General features: G+C 68.1%; 21 protein-coding genes and 1 pseudogene. 14 read left to right on the top strand and 8 right to left on the bottom strand.

The genetic code is table 11. The features are described 5' to 3' along the window. Positions 1–5 precede the first annotated feature (5 nt). Genes ACIBJH_RS19095 through ACIBJH_RS19115 form a run of 5 tightly spaced genes read left to right on the top strand, consistent with a single transcriptional unit; the run spans position 6 to position 6,523 of the window. On the top strand, positions 6–1,304 hold the full coding sequence (locus ACIBJH_RS19095; RefSeq protein WP_399117997.1) for an ABC transporter substrate-binding protein: 1,299 nt from the start codon (positions 6–8) through the stop codon (positions 1,302–1,304). Then, complete coding sequence (locus ACIBJH_RS19100) at positions 1,301–2,281, top strand: carbohydrate ABC transporter permease (RefSeq protein ID WP_399117998.1); 981 nt, start codon at positions 1,301–1,303, stop codon at positions 2,279–2,281. The genes ACIBJH_RS19095 and ACIBJH_RS19100 overlap by 4 nt, the downstream gene beginning before the upstream one ends. Further along, on the top strand, positions 2,278–3,171 hold the full coding sequence (locus ACIBJH_RS19105; protein WP_399117999.1) for a carbohydrate ABC transporter permease: 894 nt from the start codon (positions 2,278–2,280) through the stop codon (positions 3,169–3,171). The genes ACIBJH_RS19100 and ACIBJH_RS19105 overlap by 4 nt, the downstream gene beginning before the upstream one ends. A gap of 41 nt (positions 3,172–3,212) precedes the next feature. Beyond that, positions 3,213–4,526 carry a glycoside hydrolase family 36 protein gene (locus tag ACIBJH_RS19110; RefSeq protein ID WP_399118000.1) on the top strand — a complete coding sequence of 438 codons (1,314 nt, stop codon included), beginning with the start codon at positions 3,213–3,215 and terminating at the stop codon, positions 4,524–4,526. After that, a complete protein-coding gene (locus tag ACIBJH_RS19115) occupies positions 4,526–6,523 on the top strand; it encodes a beta-galactosidase (RefSeq protein ID WP_399118001.1) in 1,998 nt (665 codons plus the stop codon). The genes ACIBJH_RS19110 and ACIBJH_RS19115 overlap by 1 nt, the downstream gene beginning before the upstream one ends. A gap of 64 nt (positions 6,524–6,587) precedes the next feature. On the opposite strand, the gene ACIBJH_RS19120 is transcribed toward ACIBJH_RS19115, so the two are convergent. Beyond that, positions 6,588–7,277 (bottom strand): hypothetical protein, encoded by a 690-nt coding sequence (locus tag ACIBJH_RS19120; RefSeq protein ID WP_399118002.1) that lies wholly within the window; start codon positions 7,275–7,277, stop codon positions 6,588–6,590. Positions 7,278–7,646: 369 nt separating this feature from the next. On the opposite strand from ACIBJH_RS19120, the gene ACIBJH_RS19125 reads away from it, so the two are divergent. From ACIBJH_RS19125 to ACIBJH_RS19140, 4 genes are read left to right on the top strand one after another with little or no spacing between them, the layout of a single operon-like run. Continuing rightward, entirely contained in the window at positions 7,647–9,077 is a 1,431-nt protein-coding gene (locus ACIBJH_RS19125) for a hypothetical protein (RefSeq protein ID WP_399118003.1), read from the top strand. Beyond that, entirely contained in the window at positions 9,074–9,334 is a 261-nt protein-coding gene (locus tag ACIBJH_RS19130; RefSeq protein ID WP_399118004.1) for a hypothetical protein, read from the top strand. The genes ACIBJH_RS19125 and ACIBJH_RS19130 overlap by 4 nt, the downstream gene beginning before the upstream one ends. Then, positions 9,331–9,744, top strand: coding sequence for a hypothetical protein (locus ACIBJH_RS19135; protein ID WP_399118005.1), 414 nt, complete (start codon positions 9,331–9,333; stop codon positions 9,742–9,744). Before ACIBJH_RS19130 ends, ACIBJH_RS19135 begins: the two co-directional genes overlap by 4 nt. Positions 9,745–9,787: 43 nt before the next feature. Then, positions 9,788–10,177 carry a hypothetical protein gene (locus ACIBJH_RS19140; protein ID WP_399118006.1) on the top strand — a complete coding sequence of 130 codons (390 nt, stop codon included), beginning with the start codon at positions 9,788–9,790 and terminating at the stop codon, positions 10,175–10,177. Here ACIBJH_RS19140 and ACIBJH_RS19145 read toward each other — a convergent pair whose 3' ends face one another. The 3 genes from ACIBJH_RS19145 to ACIBJH_RS19155 form a co-directional block, all read right to left on the bottom strand. Then, positions 10,178–10,648: a DUF5959 family protein gene (locus ACIBJH_RS19145; protein WP_399118007.1), complete on the bottom strand. Its 471-nt coding sequence runs from the start codon at positions 10,646–10,648 to the stop codon at positions 10,178–10,180. It abuts the gene before it with no gap. 66 nt (positions 10,649–10,714) lie between these two features. Then, the gene (locus tag ACIBJH_RS19150; protein WP_399118008.1) at positions 10,715–11,263 is read right to left on the bottom strand and encodes a transposase; all 549 of its coding nucleotides are present in this window, start codon (positions 11,261–11,263) and stop codon (positions 10,715–10,717) included. Beyond that, positions 11,260–11,799 (bottom strand): winged helix-turn-helix domain-containing protein, encoded by a 540-nt coding sequence (locus ACIBJH_RS19155; RefSeq protein WP_399118009.1) that lies wholly within the window; start codon positions 11,797–11,799, stop codon positions 11,260–11,262. The genes ACIBJH_RS19150 and ACIBJH_RS19155 overlap by 4 nt, the downstream gene beginning before the upstream one ends. A gap of 119 nt (positions 11,800–11,918) precedes the next feature. Here ACIBJH_RS19155 and ACIBJH_RS19160 point away from each other — a divergent pair, with 119 nt between their 5' ends. The 4 genes and pseudogenes from ACIBJH_RS19160 to ACIBJH_RS19175 all read left to right on the top strand — a co-directional run bounded on the left by ACIBJH_RS19160 (position 11,919) and on the right by ACIBJH_RS19175 (position 13,402). Continuing rightward, positions 11,919–12,536: a hypothetical protein gene (locus ACIBJH_RS19160; RefSeq protein ID WP_399118010.1), complete on the top strand. Its 618-nt coding sequence runs from the start codon at positions 11,919–11,921 to the stop codon at positions 12,534–12,536. Between the two features lie 21 nt (positions 12,537–12,557). Beyond that, positions 12,558–12,875, top strand: a complete 318-nt coding sequence (locus ACIBJH_RS19165) for a hypothetical protein (protein WP_399118011.1) — start codon at positions 12,558–12,560, stop codon at positions 12,873–12,875. A gap of 21 nt (positions 12,876–12,896) precedes the next feature. Continuing rightward, positions 12,897–13,124 (top strand): annotated as a pseudogene (locus ACIBJH_RS19170) (transcriptional regulator); the annotation flags it as partial. A 23-nt stretch (positions 13,125–13,147) separates the two neighbouring features. Beyond that, positions 13,148–13,402: a hypothetical protein gene (locus ACIBJH_RS19175; protein ID WP_399118012.1), complete on the top strand. Its 255-nt coding sequence runs from the start codon at positions 13,148–13,150 to the stop codon at positions 13,400–13,402. 46 nt (positions 13,403–13,448) lie between these two features. On the opposite strand, the gene hutH is transcribed toward ACIBJH_RS19175, so the two are convergent. Genes hutH through ACIBJH_RS19190 form a run of 3 tightly spaced genes read right to left on the bottom strand, consistent with a single transcriptional unit; the run spans position 13,449 to position 16,134 of the window. After that, on the bottom strand, positions 13,449–14,987 hold the full coding sequence (hutH, locus tag ACIBJH_RS19180) for a histidine ammonia-lyase (RefSeq protein ID WP_399118199.1): 1,539 nt from the start codon (positions 14,985–14,987) through the stop codon (positions 13,449–13,451). 50 nt (positions 14,988–15,037) lie between these two features. Beyond that, complete coding sequence (locus ACIBJH_RS19185) at positions 15,038–15,241, bottom strand: DUF397 domain-containing protein (RefSeq protein WP_399118013.1); 204 nt, start codon at positions 15,239–15,241, stop codon at positions 15,038–15,040. Positions 15,242–15,252: 11 nt separating this feature from the next. Further along, positions 15,253–16,134: a helix-turn-helix domain-containing protein gene (locus ACIBJH_RS19190; protein ID WP_399118014.1), complete on the bottom strand. Its 882-nt coding sequence runs from the start codon at positions 16,132–16,134 to the stop codon at positions 15,253–15,255. Between the two features lie 232 nt (positions 16,135–16,366). Here ACIBJH_RS19190 and ACIBJH_RS19195 point away from each other — a divergent pair, with 232 nt between their 5' ends. Continuing rightward, positions 16,367–16,783, top strand: coding sequence for an ATP-binding protein (locus ACIBJH_RS19195; RefSeq protein WP_399118015.1), 417 nt, complete (start codon positions 16,367–16,369; stop codon positions 16,781–16,783). A 93-nt stretch (positions 16,784–16,876) separates the two neighbouring features. Here ACIBJH_RS19195 and ACIBJH_RS19200 read toward each other — a convergent pair whose 3' ends face one another. Next, a complete protein-coding gene (locus ACIBJH_RS19200; RefSeq protein WP_399118016.1) occupies positions 16,877–18,304 on the bottom strand; it encodes a GH1 family beta-glucosidase in 1,428 nt (475 codons plus the stop codon). Between the last annotated feature and the right edge of the window lie 48 nt (positions 18,305–18,352).

Genomic DNA, 18,352 nt, shown 5'->3' on the forward strand with positions numbered 1-18,352 from the left:
CGTTCATGCCCGACTTCTCCCTCCCCGCCGCGAGCCGCCGTGCCGTCCTGCGCGGCATAGGCGGCGCCGCCGTCCTCGGAGCCGGTATACCCCTGCTGAGCGCCTGTGGCAGCAGCGACAGCTCGTCCGACACCAAGAGCGTCAGCGTCGGATCCAACGACTCGGACGCCGTGCCGAAGAAGGCGTACGCGAGCGTCTACTCGGCCTTCCAGAAGCAGTCGGGCCTCACCGTCAAGGTCAACACGAAGGACCACAACACCTTCCAGGAGCAGATCAACTCCTACCTCCAGGGCACGCCGGACGACGTGTTCAAGTGGTTCGCCGGGTACCGCATGCAGTTCTTCGCGGCCAAGAAGCTCGCCACCCCGATCGACGACGTCTGGGCGAAGATCGGGGACAACTTCCCCGACGCCATGAAGAAGCTCAGCAAGGGCGAGGACGGCAAGTACTACTTCGTGCCGATGACCACGTACCCGTGGGCGATCTTCTACCGCAAGAGCGTCTTCGCGGCGAAGGGCTACACCGTCCCCACCACCTGGGACCAGCTGGTCGCCCTCTGCAAGAAGATGAAGAGCGACGGCCTGGTCCCGATCGCCTTCGGCGACAAGGACGCCTGGCCGGCGATGGGCACCTTCGACCAGATCAACTTCCGCCTCAACGGCTACGACTTCCACAAGGCGCTGATGGCGGGCACCGAGTCGTGGACCGACCCCAAGGTCAAGGCGGTCTTCGACCACTGGGCCGAGCTGCTCCCGTACCACCAGGAGGGCTTCATGGGCCGCACCTGGCAGGACGCGGCCCAGGGCATCGTGTCGAAGAAGTCCGGCATGTACCTGCTGGGCACCTTCGTGGCGCAGCAGTTCACCGTCAAGGCCGACCTCGACGACCTCGACTTCTTCGCCTTCCCGGAGATCAACTCCGCGTACGGCCAGGACACCGTCGAGGCGCCCACCGACGGCCTCATGGTCAGCAAGGCCCCGAAGAACCACGCCGGTGTCGTGAAGCTCCTGGAGTACCTGGGCACCCCGGCCGCCGAGGAGCTCTACCTCAAGACCGACCCGAGCGTGGTCGCCGCCTCCAGCAAGGCCTCCACCGCCGCGTACTCGCCGCTGCAGAAGAAGGCGTTCGACATGATCGGCGCCGCCAAGAGCCTCACCCAGTTCATGGACCGTGACTCCCGTCCGGACTTCACCTCGACGGTGATGCAGCCCGGTCTGCAGAAGTTCCTCCAGAACCCCAAGGGCGTCGACAGTCTGCTGTCCTCGATCGAGCGCCAGAAGAAGACGATCTTCGCCTCCTCATGATCTCCGAGACGACTACGACGAGCCCGGAGGCGGACGCCGTTCCGCCTCCGGGCCCCGCGCCTGCCGACAAGCGGGTCCCGCAGGGCGCCAAGCGCCTGCTGACCCGCCGTGACCGCATCACGCTCGCCTTCATGGCGGGCGTGCCGACGGTCCTGCACGTGGCCCTGGTCTGGGTCACCGCCCTCGCCTCGATCGCCCTGGCCTTCACCAGCTGGGACGGCATCGGCTTCGACTCGATCAAGTGGGTCGGGCTGGACAACTTCAAGCAGTTGTTCACCGACAACCCGCAGTTCTGGCCCGCCCTTGAGCACAACGTCATCTGGTTCGTCGTGCTCATCCTGCTGCCGACGCCCTTCGGCCTGTTCCTGGCCGTGCAGCTGGACAAGAACATCCGCTTCAGCCGCATCTACCAGACCGCGTTCTTCCTGCCGGTCGTCATGTCCCTGGCGGTCACCGGCTTTGTCTGGCAGCTGATCTACAACCCCGACACCGGCCTGATCAACAGCCTCATCGGGGCCAACAAGCCCGGCCACTACATCGACTGGATCGGCGACCCCAAGCTCAACCTGTGGGCCGTCCTGATCGCCGCGTCCTGGCGGCACGCCGGCTACATGATGATCCTGTACCTGGCCGGCCTCAAGGGCGTCGACCCGTCCCTGCGGGAGGCCTCCGCGCTGGACGGCGCGAACGAGTGGCAGACGTTCAAGAACGTCATCTTCCCGACGCTGCGCCCCACCAACACGGTCGTCCTGGTCGTCACCATCATCGAGTCGCTGCGCGCCTTCGACCTGGTCTACGTCTTCAACAAGGGCGCCCAGGGCACCGAGCTGCTGTCGATCCTGATCACCAACAACATCATCGGCGAGTCCAGCCGGATCGGATACGGGTCGGCGATCGCCGTCGTCCTGCTGGTCATCTCCCTCGCGGTCATCATTCCGTACCTGATCGCGACCTTCCGGAAGGAGCGGCGCGCATGACCACCCCCACCGCCGCGCTCGGCGTGAAGCAGCGCACCCCGCTCCGCCCCGCCCGGGTCCTGCTGCACACGTTCCTCGTCGTCACCTCGCTGGCCTGGCTCGCCCCGCTCCTGTGGGCGGTCTACGCGGCCCTGCGCCCGTACTCGGAGACCAGCAACAAGGGCTACGTGTCCTGGCCGGACACGCTGAACTTCGACAACTTCAAGAACGCGTTCCAGCAGTCCGACATGACGCACTACTTCGTCAACACAGTGATCATCGCGGTCCCGGCCGTACTGCTCACGCTGCTGCTGGCGTCGATGGTCGCGTTCTACGTCAGCCGCTTCGACTTCCGGTGGAACATCGCCCTGCTGCTGGTGTTCACGGCCGGCAACCTGCTGCCCCAGCAGGTCATCATCACCCCGCTGTACCGCCTGTACCTGCTGATCGACCTGCCCGGCATCACGATGAGCGGCAAGCTCTACGACTCCGCGCTGGGCCTGGTCCTCATCCACGTGGCGTTCCAGTCCGGCTTCTGCGCCTTCGTGCTCAGCAACTACATGCGGATGCTGCCGACCGAGCTGACCGAGGCGGCCCTGGTGGACGGCGCGTCCGTGTGGCGCCAGTACTGGCAGATCGTGCTGCCGCTGTGCAAGCCGGCGATGGCGGCCCTGGGCACCCTGCTCTCCATCTGGATCTACAACGACTTCTTCTGGGCGATCGTGCTGATCTCGACCGGCGAGAACATGCCGATCACCTCCGCCCTGAACAACCTCTCCGGCCAGTACTTCACCGACCCCAACCTGGTCGCGGCCGGCGCCCTGCTCACCGCGATCCCGACCCTGATCGTGTACTTCGCGCTCCAGCGCCAGTTCGTCAGCGGTCTCACGCTGGGCGCCAACAAGGGCTGATCCCACTTCAGTTCGGCCCTTCCTGTGGAAAGAGAACCACCGTGCACGACCACCCCTTCACCGCGCTCGTCTCCGTCCCCGTGAATCCGCGCACCGCCCGGGTCCACGAGGAGGGCTGGCAGTCCTGGAGCCCGAGCGGCGCCTACCCCCTCGGCGCCAGGCCGTACCGGCCGGCCAACGCCAACTGGGCGACGGTCTGCTACCGCCCAGGCGCCACCGTCCCGGCCGATGTCTTCCAGGGCGAGGGTCTGCTCGCCCTCGACCCCGGCGACGGCTCACCGGCCCGCCTGTGGGCGGCGGTCGACCCCACCGGATCGGTCCCGTCGATCCGGCTGTCGGTACGGGGCGGGGTGGCGGAGATCGCCGCCGACGGCCCGGTGAAGGAGTGGACGGGCACCACCGTCCAGTCCGTGCTGGCGGACTGGGCCGACAGCCTGGCCCTGCCGTCCCCCCGCCCCGCGCCCACGGTCTGGTGCTCCTGGTACGAGTACTTCACCGCCGTCACCGAGGAGGACATCCACGAGAACCTCCGCGCGATGGACACCCTCGACCTCCCGATCGACGTGGTCCAGATCGACGACGGCTACCAGAAGGCCCTGGGCGACTGGCTGACCCTCTCCGGCCGCTTCCGCTCACGGGCCGGCATCGCCGACACGATCCGCGGGCGTGGCCGCAGGGCGGGCATCTGGACGGCCCCCTTCCTGGCCGACCCGGCGAGCGACCTGGCCGCCGAGCACCCCGAGTGGCTGGTGCGCGACCCGGCCGGCGGCTTCGCCCACGCCGGCCGCAACTGGGGCCACGACCTCTGCGTCCTGGACCCCACCCACCCCGGCGCGGCGGCCTACCTGACCGAGGTCTACGCCACCCTCCGCACCGAGGGCTACGACTACTTCAAGGCCGACTTCCTCTACGCCGGCGCCCTGGACGGCGTACGCCACAAGGAAGTCGACGCCATCGAGGCCTACCGGGCCGGGATCGCCCTGATCCGCGAGGCGATCGGCCCGGACGCCTACCTGCTGGGCTGCGGAGCGCCGATCCTCCCCTCCATCGGCCTGTTCGACGCGATGCGGGTCAGCCCCGACACGGCACCGCACCGCCGCCCCGAGGCCGACGACCACTCCCAACCCGGCCAGGACTCCGCCGAGTTCACGGGATTCGCCCGCCAGTGGCAGCACGGCCGCCTCTGGACCAACGACCCCGACTGCCTCCTGGCCCGCCCGGCCGTCGAGACCCGCGAACGCTGGGCGGCCCATGTGGAGGCCACCGGCGGCCTGATGGCGTCGAGCGACCGCCTGCTGTCGCTCGACCAGTGGGGCGTGGCGACAACTCGCCGCCTGCTGACAGGAGTTGCGTGATGACCATTTCCTACGGCGGCGACTACAACCCCGAGCAGTGGCCCGAGGAGGTCTGGGCCGAGGACATGCGCCTGATGCGCGAGGCCGGGGTGACCATGGTCAGCATCGGCATCTTCTCGTGGGCATTGCTGGAACCGGCCGAGGGCGTCTACGACTTCACCCTCCTCGACAAGGTCCTGGACCTGCTCCGACAGAACGGCATCCAGGCCGACTTGGCGACCCCGACGGCGGCACCCCCGGCCTGGTTCTTCCGCGCCCACCCGGAGGCACTGCCGGTGGACCGGGACGGCCGGAGACTGTCGTACGGCAGCCGCCAGACGTTCTGTCCCTCCAGCCCCGCGTACCGTACGGCGGCCCTGCGCATCGCGGGCGAACTGGCGCGCCGCTACGCCGACCACCCGGCGGTCGCGATGTGGCACATCCACAACGAGTACGGCTGCCACAACCCGGCCTGCTACTGCGACGAGAGCGCCGAGGCGTTCCGGGTGTGGCTGCGCGCGAAGTACGGCGACAGCCTGCCGGCGCTCAACGACGCCTGGGGCACGGCCTTCTGGAGCCAGTGGTACTACGACTGGGCGGAGATCCTGCCCCCGCGCGCGACGGGCGCGGTCCCCAACCCCACCCACCAGCTGGACTGGCGCCGCTTCTGCAGCGACGCGCTCCTGTCCCTGTACAAGGCGGAACGGGACGTACTGCGGGAGGCGGCCCCGGCGATCCCCGCCACCACCAACTTCATGGTGATGTTCAACTTCGACGCGCTGGACTACTGGCGCTGGGCCCCGGAGTTGGACGTCGTCTCGAACGACCACTACCTCCGCTCCACGGACCCCGAGTCGGAGATCGACATCGCGATGAGCGGCGACCTGGTCCGCTCGCTGGCGGGCGGCCGTCCCTGGCTGCTGATGGAGCACTCCACGGGCGCGGTGAACTGGCAGCCGGTCAACAGGGCCAAGAACCCCGGTGAGTTGAGACGCAACGCGCTCGCCCATGTCGCACACGGCGCGGACGGCATCGCCTACTTCCAGTGGCGGGCGGCGAAGGCGGGCGCCGAACAGTGGCACTCGGCGATGCTGCCGCACGCGGGCACGGACAGCCGGATCTGGCAGGACGTGGTCCAACTGGGCGCGGACCTACGGGCGTTGGCGGAGGTGCAGGGCAGCACAGGCACGGCGTCGGTCGCGATGGTCTGGGACTGGAACGCCCGCTGGGCCCTGGAACTCCCGTCCCAGCCCAGCGAGGAGGTCCGCTACCTGGACCAAGTCCGCTCCTGGTACGAGCCGTTGTGGCGCGCGGGCATCGCGGTGGACTTCGTCCGCCCCGACGCGGACCTGTCGCCGTACCGCCTGGTCCTGGCCCCCAGCCTGTACCTGGTGAACGACGCCGACGCGGCCAACCTCTCCGACTTCGCGTCGTCCGGCGGCACGCTGGCGGTGGGCTTCCACAGCGGGGCCGTGGACGAGAACTGCCATGTGCGGCTGGGGGGTTACCCCGGGGCGTTCCGGGAGACGCTGGGCGTGCGGACGGACGAGCTGTTCCCACTACTACCCGGGGAGTCGCTCGCGCTGAGCAGCGGCGGCGGTACGGCGTCCCTGTGGTCGGAGCGGGTCGCCCTGGCGGGCGCCGAGGCGGTCACGTCGTATGCGGAAGGCCCGCTGACCGGTATCCCGGCGGTGACGCGGAACGCGTACGGCGAGGGCACGGCCTGGTACGTGGCCACCCGCCCCGACCCGACGACCCTCGCCGGACTCCTGGACCTCATCCGCAGAGAGGCGGGCGTGAAGCCGGTGCGGGTGACGCCGGAGAGCGTGGAGGCGGTGCTGCGGCGCGGGACGGACGCGGACTATCTGTTCCTCATCGACCACGGGAGACAGGGAGCCGAGGTCCCGGTCGCGGCCGACGCGGTCGAACTCCTCACCGGCAAGCCCGTGTCGGGCGGATCGGTGAGCGTGCCGCCGGGCGGGGCGGCGGTGGTACGGGAGCCGCGTCGGGCCGGCTGACCCGGAGGGTGGCGCGGGGGCTCGCAACGGTCGGGTGGCGCGGGGCTGGGAACGGTCGGGTGGCTCAGAACGGCCCCGGCCCGCCGAAGCCCCCGAACCCACCCGGTCCACCAGGCCCGCCACCGAACATCCCACCGTGCGGCCCGTGATGGTGGAAACCGTCGAAGAGCGCGTCCGCGAGCAGCATGCCGCCGACTCCCGCGGCGCCCGCGACGAGGGCGGTCTTCCACCACGGGGTGGTGTACCAACCCCCGGGCATGGAACGGCCGTTGACGACCCCGCCGGGGTAGTAGTACGGCGTGTTCGCACCGGGTCGGGGCGAGGCCGTGTACGTCTGCCCGCCGACCGTGACCTGTCCGCCGGCACCCTGCGCGGGCAATTCGGGTCCCGGGTCGAGCCCCAGGGCGCCACGGGCGGTCCGGACGTGATGCAGGCCTTCGACGGCGGTCTGCGTCACCAGCCCGTACTGCATGGGGGAGTAGGCGACGGCGAGCTGCCCCTCGGCGGCACGGTGTCGCTCGGCCGCGTCGGCGAGGGCCTGCCGGGCGGCGCGGTTGCCACCCGCGTCCAGCGTGGACAGACTCCCGCCGAGCCGCTCCACCCAGCGGGTGGCCTCGGCGCCCGCGTCGGCGTCGTAGACCTGTTGAGCGCTCCCGGTTCCGTACCCCGAACTCCCGCCGCCCGCCTGCCGTTTGCCGTAGGCGACCGCGCCGCCGACGATCAGGGCCAGCAGCACCAACACGATGAAAAACATGACGTCCTCCCGTCCGCGCCGGGATCGGATCACCCCGTACGAGAGTGATCAGACGCCCCCGGGCTGAGAGGCCGCTGCGCGGGATCTGAGGGGTGGCTGTGAGTCGTGGTGGGGCGGGGAGATGTTCCCCTGCTTGCCTGAAGGTGAACGAACCAACCCTTTGCCCGAGTGTGGTTCGTTTATTGCCCTACCTTGAAAGATTCCATGTACATCGATTGAAGTGGCCCTGCCAGTCTTCTCGATCGTCAAGTGTTCGTGATCGGTGTGTCAAAACCACGGGGGTGGGTTGTGGGGGAATCCGGGGGCAGACGTGTGCGGTCGGTGCGCACGGCGTGGCTGGCCGCAGTCGTTCTGTTGATTCAACCGGTCGTGGCGGCTGCGATGCAGCCGGCGGTGGCCGACGTCCAGGCCGCGGGTTCCAGCGCCGCGACGCCACTCTCCGCCGAGGCGGCTGCCTCGCAGAAGGCCGCGGCGGACGGTTCTCCGGTGGAGGTCACCGACGACCGCACGGAGTACGAGACGACGTACGCCAATCCCGACGGCACGACGTTCACCAGGGACCAGTCGACCGTGCCGGTGCGGGCGCGGCAGAGCGACGGGTCGTGGACGGCGCCCGACCCGACCCTCGTGGTACGGGCCGACGGGACGGTCGGTCCGAAGGCGGCCGTGGTGGATCTGGCGTTCTCCGGTGGCGGCGCCGGCTCGGGGCTCGTGGACATCACCAGGGGCGGCAAGTCGCTGCGGCTGGGGTGGCCGGGCACGCTGCCCAAGCCCACGCTGGACGGCGTGAACGCGGTCTACGCCGACGTACTCCCGGGCGTGGACCTGCGCATGACGGCGACGACCGAGGGCTTCCGCGAACTGCTCGTCGTGAAGACCCTCGAAGCCGCCGCCAACGCGGAGCTGAAGAAGATCTCCTTCTCCCTCCGGGCCGACGGGCTGACGGTCGCGCCGACGAGCGGTGGCGGGATGACCGCCGTGGACGAGGACGCGCATCCGGTGTTCACGGCCCCTCCCGCGCTGATGTGGGACTCCCGGGGCGACGGCACCACCGCGGGGACGGCGACCCAGTTGGAGCGGTCGGCCGCGATGACGACGACCGCCACCCCGTCCCCGTCGGCCACCACGGACCCTTCCACCGGCACGAAGGGCGACGGAACGGCGGGACCGGGCGACGGCGACGCGTCGGCGGTGCTGCCCGTGCAGGTCAGTTGGGACGCGCTGGCAGTGGTGCCGGACGCGACTCTGCTGGGCAACACCGACAGCGGCGCGTTCCCCGTCTACATCGACCCCAGCGTCGGCCTGGACCAGACGGCCCACACCTATCTGCGCTCGGACGGTGTCTCCGACTTCAACTGGAGCAACGGCAGCGACAACGAGGGCAAGGGCACGGGGCACTGCTCCTCGTGGAACGGGTACTACTGCGGTCCCGGCTACACCGAGCGGCTGTACTTCCAGTTCTCGCCGAGCGGTCTGGCGGGCAAGAAGGTGCTGTCCGCGACGTTCAGGGCCACCGAGAGCTGGTCGTTCACGTGCGATGCGCGCTGGGTCGATCTGGAGCGCACCAGCAACATCTCGTCGTCCACCACTTGGGCCACTCGCCCCAACAACCTGGGGACGATGGCGACCGCCGACGTCTCGGCGGGCCGGAGCTCGCTGTGCGATCCCTCGCAGCCGCCGGCTCCGATCGAGTTCACCGGTTCGAGCCTCACCACGACGGTGGGGAACTTCGCGGCGGGCAAGTTCTCCCGGCTGACGCTGTTGGTGAAGGCCCGGGACGAGACGGACACCAGCAGTTGACCACAGAAGGCTCGACGAAACTCCTAAAGGGAGGTCCGTTCAAGACCACCTTCTATAAGAGTGCCTCGGACGGTACCTGGTGGACTCCGGACGTGACAGGTCACGGTAAATCGGCGTTCAAGGTCTATCGGGAGACCAGTAAGGGTCTCGAATGGATTTCGGATGCCGATGAATACGGCGACTACATGCCGGACAAGTGGAAGGGCGATACGGGGAAATTTATACCGAACAGCAAATTGCGAGGCGTCAAGGGATGATTGAGACCGCCGACGAGTTCGTACGGCTGCGCAACAGCTCAGATCCACAGGAATGCCGCAGGGCGGCAGTTGAGGAGATGCCTGCGCAGGTATGGATGGAGGTCGTCGATCGATATCCGGAAGAACGGGTGGCAGTTGTCCAGAACAAGACGGTGCCGTTGGCTGTTCTGGAAATGCTGATCGACGACTCTGATGCTCGTGTCCGTTTCATGGTGGCCATGAAGCGGAAACTTTCACCGGACCTTCTTGAGCGCCTGGCTCACGATGTGGACGAATCGATCAGAATGAGGGTTGCGCAGCACAGGAATACGTCGAGGGAGACATTGGAATCCCTTCGGCACGACCCCTGGAGCGAAGTTCGCGTGGCTGTGGACGACCGACTGGGCGGCGCTGGTAGCGATCTCCATTGAGATGAGTCGATCGGCCTGAAGAGCCCCACCGAGTTGTGTTTCGGTGGGGCTCTGCAACGATTTGACGGCAGCGTCAGCGGACGACGGCTGTGGTGGATGGGTCGTCGGGGAGGTTGGCGACCCTGCCGAGTGCGACGTTGAGAGTGTCGACAACCCCGCCCCCCTCTCCGACCCCACCGGGCTCGAAATCGGCTCCAGGACCGGCTGTCAGTACGACCTGTCCGACTGTTCCGAGAAAGTCCAGAAGGATGTGGGGTACGACCGCAGCACCGGCAAGGCCGACCCGTCCAAGGGCACCGCTGCCACCAGCAGTGACGGAAAGACCAGCAGCGGCGGCAACGGCGCAAAGAGCGGTGACTCCACTGGGTGTGGATCCTGGGGATTCCTGGCTACTGAACTTGAATGCGTGATGTCGGCGGCTTGGATCAGGTGATCACCGCATCCGGTTGGGGCTCCACTCGTAGGCTCCCGGGGCCGTCTCGATGACTTCGCGGGGCCAGGCCAGCCGGACCTGTTCCAGGCGCCCGCGGTGCTCAGCGATCCAGTCTCCCTGGGGCCGCGTTCCCAGAGCCGTCGTAAGGCGGTCCGGGTCGCTCACCTGGATCGACAGCCAGCCGTCTTCGTGCATCTGGATGTCGAGGCTCAGGCCGCGGTCTCCGCCGATGCTGGCTGTCTGGCCGGGACGCAGATTGGACAGCTGCTGCTCCCAGGAGTCCAGGTCATGCGGGAAGAGGTAAAGGTCGAGCCGGGCGTCGACGAAACTCGCGGAGGCGAGCACGTCCGCGTGCAGGATGTCGTGGCCGGTCAGCACGCCCGGCTGAAACCGTCCCGTGACGCGCACGATGCAGCCGTCCCCATCCGGATCGGCGAGGTGGATAAGGTCCATCGAAGCGGGCTCCGTCATGAAGTTGCTCGCTTTCGTGCGCTGGTGTGGGCTGCATCGTCTCCTATCGCCGGTCGAGCGACACCGTCAGGACCCGGCCTGAGGATCGAGGGCCCAAGGGGCCAGGCCGGTGCCGGCGAGACAGCCGTCGACCAGGTCCGGGCGGTACTGGATCTGCTTGAGCCTGCGCTTGACGGCCTGGGTGATCTGGCCAAGGTCGGCTGCGGCGAGGTTTCCGATGTCGCGCTTCACCAGCGACCAGATGCCCTCCTGCGGATTCAAGTCCGGTGAGTAACTGGGAAGCTGCAAGACGGTGAGCCAGTCCGCGTGGTCCGCGATGAACTCGCGCAGTGGCTCGACCAGGTGCATGCGCAGGTTGTCCCACACGAGCACGATCGGGCCGCCGAGCTGGATGTGCGCTCTGACCAGCAGGTCGCGCAGGTCGCGCCAGCCGATGCCCTTCGGCTCGCCCTTGCGGCCCCGGTACTCGCGGACCGAGTAGAACATCCTCGACCGCTTCCCCGGCTTGTAGCAGGTCAGCCCGGCCATGGACACCCGGCCCGAGCCCCGGCCACGGACCCGGACCACAGGCGTTGAGCCCTTGCGACCCCAGCTTCTCGCGCGCGGCGGCGTCATCGACTGCCCGGCTTCGTCCTCGAAGACGATCCAGCCGTCACACGCCGCCGCGGTGCTCTTACCCGCGGCCAGGTCTCCCTCTTCCAGACCTCGACCGCCGCCTCGTCGCGCTCGATCGCCCGCCGGGCGGGCTGCTGCCAGGACCAGCCGTGCCGCTTCAGCAACAGCCACGTGCCTTCCACCGTGTAGCTCACATGGAACAGCCGGCCGATCAACGTCTTGATCCGGGCAAGCGTCCACCGCTGGTCGGTCCAGCCGTGGACCAGCGGCCCGCGTTCCAGCTCCCGTTCCAGCCTCGCGATCTGCGCTTCACCGAGTCTCGGCCGCCCCGGCGACCCCTTCGACAGGAGCCCCGCCTCGCCGCGCTCGCGCCACTGGCGGCGCCACCGCTCCACCGACCGCTCGCTGACCCGCAGCACGGCAGCGATCTCCCTGTTCTTCTGCCCGCTCTCGAAGCGTTCCACGGCCTGCAGCCGCACCCGCTCCCTCGCGGCCCTCCCGGCGTCGGTCAACCCGCCGCCCTGCGCGTACCTCACGGTCCAGGGCTACCGGAGCGGGCCGGCCGCTGTCAGGCGAACGGCTCCGACATCACCCAATCAAGTTCAGTAGTGTCTGCTCAGGCGTTGGAGAAACATTCTATGGCCTGGTCAGCAACGTGCCCCACATTGCGGAGTACGCCGGCTGGATCTTCGATTCTGACTGCCGAGGTGGTGGCGGCCCCGGAGAACCCGGCTGCGACTACGGCACCCAGTTCGACAATTGGGTTGCGGGCTACGGGTACGACACTTCCAGCGACGCCTACCAGGTCCCCACCGCTCTTGCGGCAATTTTCGGAACCCGCGAGGGTGGGCTGCCGAAGCCTGGGCCCAGGGGATTCCCGATGGGCTTTGCCAATGTGGGAGAATTCGAAAAATTCGGAGGTCAAATTAACTCAGGGCTTCGGGATGCTGGAATAGAGGGAGCAACTGCAGTCTTCCAAGGGAGTTCAGTAACCGGAAAGAGCTTCAGGACCGGGAAGCCGTTCGGTCCGCACAGTGACTTCGATGTGGCTCTGACCGGAGAAGGGCTCTTGGGGCGAGCAAAAGAAGCCGGTATCCCGCTCAGGTCCGGCGGTACACGCACAGGCCCGCTGAAGGGATCCGATTTGGAGAAGATGGGACTTGGTGGCCTTAGGGGAAGTCTCTCGAAGACAGCCAATCGGGAGGTCAACTTCATGATCTACGGCTCGGTCAAGGATGCAACATCACGTGCTCCGAGTATCATCGTGCGGTAAGAAATATTGAGAGGAAGAGCAGTGGCTGCACGGTTTACTTTGTTCGGAATCAAGGGGCTCAAGGTTCCTGATGTGGCCCAGTTGGTCGCCGAGGCGCTGAGTGTGCAGTTGGCTCGGAGAGAAAGCTCGTACAAGGGGGGAGAATACTTCTTTCACCGTGGCGCAGACGAGGTGGAGATCTCTGTCGAGGAGCATGTGTGCGACGAGGAAGGGTTTCAGGCCGAACCGGAATTCTCTGAGTATGCCGTTCTTGTCTACCTCAATTACAGCCGGCTCGATATGGAAGAGAGGCTGTTGACGGTGAAGGGGCTGGATCTTCTTCGATCCGAGTCAATTTGATGGTTCGCCTGTCCGGCGGGGCTCCACAGGCTCGGCGTGCACTGGGCACTCGGAGATGCCGGTGCCGCCCTGGAAGCCGGGAAGGACCTGCGCCCCGAGCAAATCCCGACCGCCGAGCGCAAAGCCCGGCTGGGCACCGACGTGGCGCGAGCCTGGTGGGCATGGCAACCGCCTGAGCAGACCGCCCAAGCATTGTTTGCCGCGCACCGGGCCAGCCCGGCAGAGGTCCGGGACCGCCCCGAAGTGCAGATATTCGCGACGGGCGGATAACCGTGTCGCGCGAGGGATCCATTGCCTGGATCGAATTGGGCGTGGAAGACGAGTTGAAAAGCGAGTGCGAGTCGGATGAACTCGTCCTGATCGAAGGGCTCATCGGGAGCTGGACCGCTTTCGTCATCGACTATCGGTCGACGGACGTTGTGGACTTCGCCGTGGCGGCCCTGTGTGAGCGTTGGCCTTGTGTGGTGGACGATGACGAAGGATTTATCGGGTGGAGGGCCGACTACCTCGCGCATCGCCCCAATTGAAGCGTGGGCGCAGGCACGCCGCTGGGCCGGACGGAGCTCGACCTCCTCAGCGGTGCAATGCCCCCACCACGCCCTCGACCACTCGCACCGCCTCCCCGCTCCGCACCAGTTCGGCGATGCTCTCGATGTCGGCGTGGAAGACCCGGTCTTCGTCGACTGTCGGGACGCTCTCGCGGATCCTGGCCCGCAGCACCTCCGCCGCCGGTGAGGGCGAGAGCGGCGCGAGCAGGTCCAGGGCCTGGACGGCGCACATCAGCTCGATCGCGATGACGTAGGCGAGTTTGTGGGCCGCGCGGTAGGCCTTGAGGGCCGCCAAGTAGGCGTTGCTGACCGCGTCTTCCTGGTTGGCGGAGGTGGTGATGGTGTCGGCGGAAGCCGGTACTGCCATGCCTCGCAGCTCCATCGTCAGTGCCGCGGCCGTGTACTGGGCGATCATGTAGCCGCTGTTGAGGCCGGGCTTGGGGGCCAGGAAGGCCGGCAGTTCGCTGAAGTTGCTGTTGACCATGCGGTCGGTGCGGCGTTCGGAGACCTTGGCGAGGACTGTCATCGCGTTGACCATGGTGTCGGCCTGGATGCCGACGTAGGTGCTGTCGCAGTTGGCCCCGCTCAGCGCGACCCCGTCCTCGCCCTCGGGGTGGATGACCGGGTTGTCGCCCACGGAGTGCAGTTCCTCGACGATGACCTCCCGGGCCTGTGCGAGCGCCCGCTTCGCGCCGCCGTGGATCTGTGGGACTGCGCGCAGGGAGAGGCTGTCCTGGAGGCGGTGGTCGAGGAACTCGGTGCTGATGGCGCTCGACGCGGTCAGCCGCCGTAGGTTGTCCGCTACGGCGGCCTGCTCGGGGTGCCGTTTGCGGGCCTGCAACCGGGCGTCGTAGGCGCGGACCGTGCCCTTCAGCGCCTGTACCGACAGGCTCGCGGCGATGTCGGCCGTCGTTGCCGCGACGCCTGCGTCATGGGCGGCGAGGACGGCTATCGCGGTGACGGAGTGCGTGCCGTTGGTGAGTGACAGGCCCTCCTTGCAGGCGAGGCGGGTGGGCTGTTCTCCGATGCGGGCCAACGCTTCGGCGCCGGGGAGGAGTTGGCCGTCGTAGGATGCCCGGCCCTCTCCCAGGAGTACGAGGGCCATGTGGGCCTCGGGGGCGAGGTAGCCGACGGAGCCCTCGCCGGGGACGTGGGGGGTTACGCCGGCGTTGAGCATGCGGCGGATCAGTTCAAGGGTTTCGAAGCGGATGCCGGAGTAGCCCTCGCCGAGGCCGATCAGCTCCATCAGGGCGATGGCTCGGACGATCTCGGTGGGCAGGGGTTCGCCGACCGACACGGCGTGTGAGCGGACGATGTTGCGTTGGAGCTGCTCCGCGTCCGCCGGGTCGATGACCTCCGTGACGTTGTCGCCGAAGCCGGTGGTGACGCCGTAGACGAGGCGGTTCTCGGCGAGGAAGCGTTCGACCAGGGCGCGGGATTTGCGCACGCGGTCGACGTAGGTCGCGTCGAACTCGACGCGGACGCCGTGGCGGGCGACCGCGACGAACTGTTCGACGGTGATCGGCTCCCGGCCCAAGGTGACCATCACGACCGTCACGGACATCTCCCCGCGCTTGGCATGCATCCATTCACTTGCCTAGCGAATGAATCATTTTATTTGCGGCTTGGCAAGGGAGGGAGGGACTTCACCGTGTGGAGGAGGGCGGCGAGGGTGTGGGGTGCGAGTGTGGCGATGTGGTGAGGCTCGTCGCTCTCGCGGAGGTGGATGTCGGTGCCGGTCGTCGCTGCCGCCAGCTCCACGCACTCGCCCTCGCCGCCGGTGCTGAACGACGACTTCTGCCAGACGAGGTGGGGCATGGCGGGTCCTCTCAAAGGGCGTACATGACGTGCTGGATCAGGCTCAGCGAGTCGCGTGACTCGTGCGACTCCGGCGCCGATTCCGGGTCGACCGGCGCCAGCGCCAGCTCCGAGAGTCGCTCGAACATCTTGGCGTACTCGTCGAGTTGCTCTCCATCCCGCAGGAAGAGCGAGGTCGTCGGATGCTCCAGGTAGACCGTGTCCAGTTCGGGGGCCCCGCCGCCGAAGAGGACGAAGGAGCGGGTGTGCGCGGAGTAGACGCCGGCTTCGAACGGGTAGACCTGGACGGTCACGTTGGGCAGCCGGGAGACCTCCATCAGCCGCACCAGTTGCCTGCGCATGACCGCCGGGCCGCCCACGCGCGTGTGGAGCGCGGATTCGTGGATGACGGCCCGGTACGTGACGGGGGAGTCGCCGGTCAGCACGCGCTGGCGGGCCAGGCGGAACTCGGCGTACCGGTCGGCGTGTTGAGGGGCCGACTCGGTGGCGGCCAGCACCGCGCGGGCGTAGTCGTCGGTCTGCAGCATGCCCGGGATCACCAGGGGGTTGTGGGTGCGCAGCACTGTAGAGCGGGATTCCAGCTCGGCCAGGTTCCGGGCCGCCGGGCCGATGGTGTCGTTGAACTCGTCCCACCATCCCTTTCCGCTCTCCTGGGCCATGGCCATGATCCCGTCGAACAGGGGGCCGGGCGGGCAGCCGTACTCGCGCAGCAACTTGTAGAGCCGGTTGCGTGACACGTCGATGCGGCCTGCCTCGATGTTGCTGATCCGGGTGCGGTCGGCGTCGAGCAGTTCGCCGGCCCGGTCACCGGACAGCCCGGCGCGGTTGCGCAGCTTGCGGAGCTCCAGGCCGAGTCGCCGCTGACGCTCGCTGGGGTTGTTCCTGGGTGGCATGAGCGACCTCCTCCGGGCAGTGTGCACAGCCGAACTCCCGGTGGTCACAAGGTAGTTCGGTAGTCACTCGCGAGGGTGAAGCGAAAGGGAAACGGTTGCAACTCTTGGAACGGGTTCCCTACCGTCGAAGACAACGGCGCCACCCGGAAGTACCCCCGCCCTCAAGCCACTTGGCAAGGAGGATCCGGACCTGGTCACCGCGTGAGCGCACCCCACGCTGAAGGAGCCCCCGATGGCCGACGACCCCCCACCCCCCACCGACGTCTCCCTCGTCTTCCCGCCCCACCCCGCCTGGGTCCGCACCGCCCGGGAAACGGTCCGCACCCTCCTCGCCACCTCCCACCGCCCCGAACTCACGGACACAGCCCTGCTGCTGACCTCGGAAGCCGTCACCAACGCCATCAACGCCTGCAAGCTGGAGGGCAACCTAACCCCCGTAACCCTCTACGCAGGTTGGTCCAACCCCCACAGCTTCCGCGTCCTCATCCACGACGAGGCCCCGGGCCTCCCCACCTGCCGCACCCCCACCACCACGGATGAGGACGGCCGAGGCATCCAGCTCATCTCCTACGGCGCCGACGCCTGGGGCGTGTGCACGCACGGGCCCGGGCGGGGGAAAGCGACCTGGTTCGAACTGGGCAACCGATGACATGGGCGGGGAACTGCCGGCCTCGACAACCCCGCCGGGGCGCGGCACGTCCCCTAGGCGTGCCGCGCCCCGTCCCCCGGAGTCCCCCGTCGCTCAGGCTTCCCCCACTGTCGGCAGCACGCCGGTCCGCGCCGCCTCCCCGTACCACCGCGCGCTCGACTTCGGCGTCCGCTCCAGCGTCGCGTAGTCCACGTACACCGCCCCGAACCGCTTCTCGTAGCCGTACGCCCACTCGAAGTTGTCCAACAGGGACCAGAGGTAGTAGCCGCGCACGTCCGCGCCGTCCGCGATGGCCCGCCGTACGGCCGACAGGTGGCCGTGCAGGTACGCGATCCGCTCGGGATCGTGGACCCGCCCCTCCGGGTCCGGCTTGTCGTCGTAGGCCGCGCCGTTCTCGGTCACATACAACGGCAGGCCCGGGGCCTCCCTCGTGTACCGCATGATCAGGTCGTAGAGGCCCGTCGGGTCGATCGTCCAGCCCATTTCCGTGCGCTCGCCCGGGGTTTGGAGGAACGCCACGTCGTCCGCGCCCGGCCAGGGGGAGTACGCGCTCGCGCCATGGCCGTCGGCGCGCGGGCCTGTCGAAGCAGAGGCCGCCGCCTCCACCAGCGTCGGCGTGTAGTAGTTCAACCCCAGTGCGTCCAGCGGCTGGTGAATCAGCGTCAGGTCGTTGTCGAGGACGTACGACCAGTCCGTGATCGATCGCGTCGCGTCGAACAGCGACTGGGGATACGAGCCGTGCAGCATCGGGCCGTGGAACACCCCGTTGGCCAGGTCGTCGATCTTGCGGGCCGCCGCCAGGTCCGCAGGGGACTGCGAAGCGGGCCTGACCACCGACGAGTTGAGGCTCACCGCGATCGAGTTGCGGGCCGGGATCGCGGTGCGCAGGGCCGAAGTGGCCAGCCCGTGCGCCAGGTTGAGGTGGTGGGCCGCCTTCAGCGACGCCGCCGGGTCCGTGCGGCCCGGCGCGTGCACCCCCGAGCCGTAGCCCAGGAACGCGCTGCACCACGGCTCGTTGAGCGTGATCCACTGCTCCACCCGGTCGCCCAGCGCCTCGCCCACGATCTGCGCGTACTCGGCGAAGCGGTACGCCGTGTCGCGCTCCGGCCAGCCGCCCGCGTCCTCCAACTCCTGGGGCAGGTCCCAGTGGTAGAGGGTGAGGGCCGGCTTGATGCCGACCGCGAGCAGCTCGTCGACCAGGCGGCGGTAGAAGTCCAGGCCCACCTGGACCGCCGGGCCCCGGCCGGTCGGCTGCACCCGTGACCAGGAGACCGAGAAGCGGTACGCCGTCAGGCCCAGGTCCGCCATCAGCGCCACGTCGTCGCGGTAGCGGTGGTAGTGGTCGACAGCGATGTCACCGTGCTCACCACCGGCCGTACGGCCCGGTGTATGGCTGAAGGTGTCCCAGATCGAGGGTGTACGGCCGTCCTCCCGCACCGCCCCCTCGATCTGGTACGCGGAGGTCGCGGCGCCCCAGAGGAAGGCGGGAGGAAAGGTCACGGGGGTCACGGGCTCAGGCATGGAAGCGCTCCCATAAGGGGTCGTGGAGGCCAACGAGTAGGAAGGGAG

This window comes from Streptomyces sp. NPDC050548, assembly GCF_044457385.1.
Classification (GTDB): domain Bacteria; phylum Actinomycetota; class Actinomycetes; order Streptomycetales; family Streptomycetaceae; genus Streptomyces.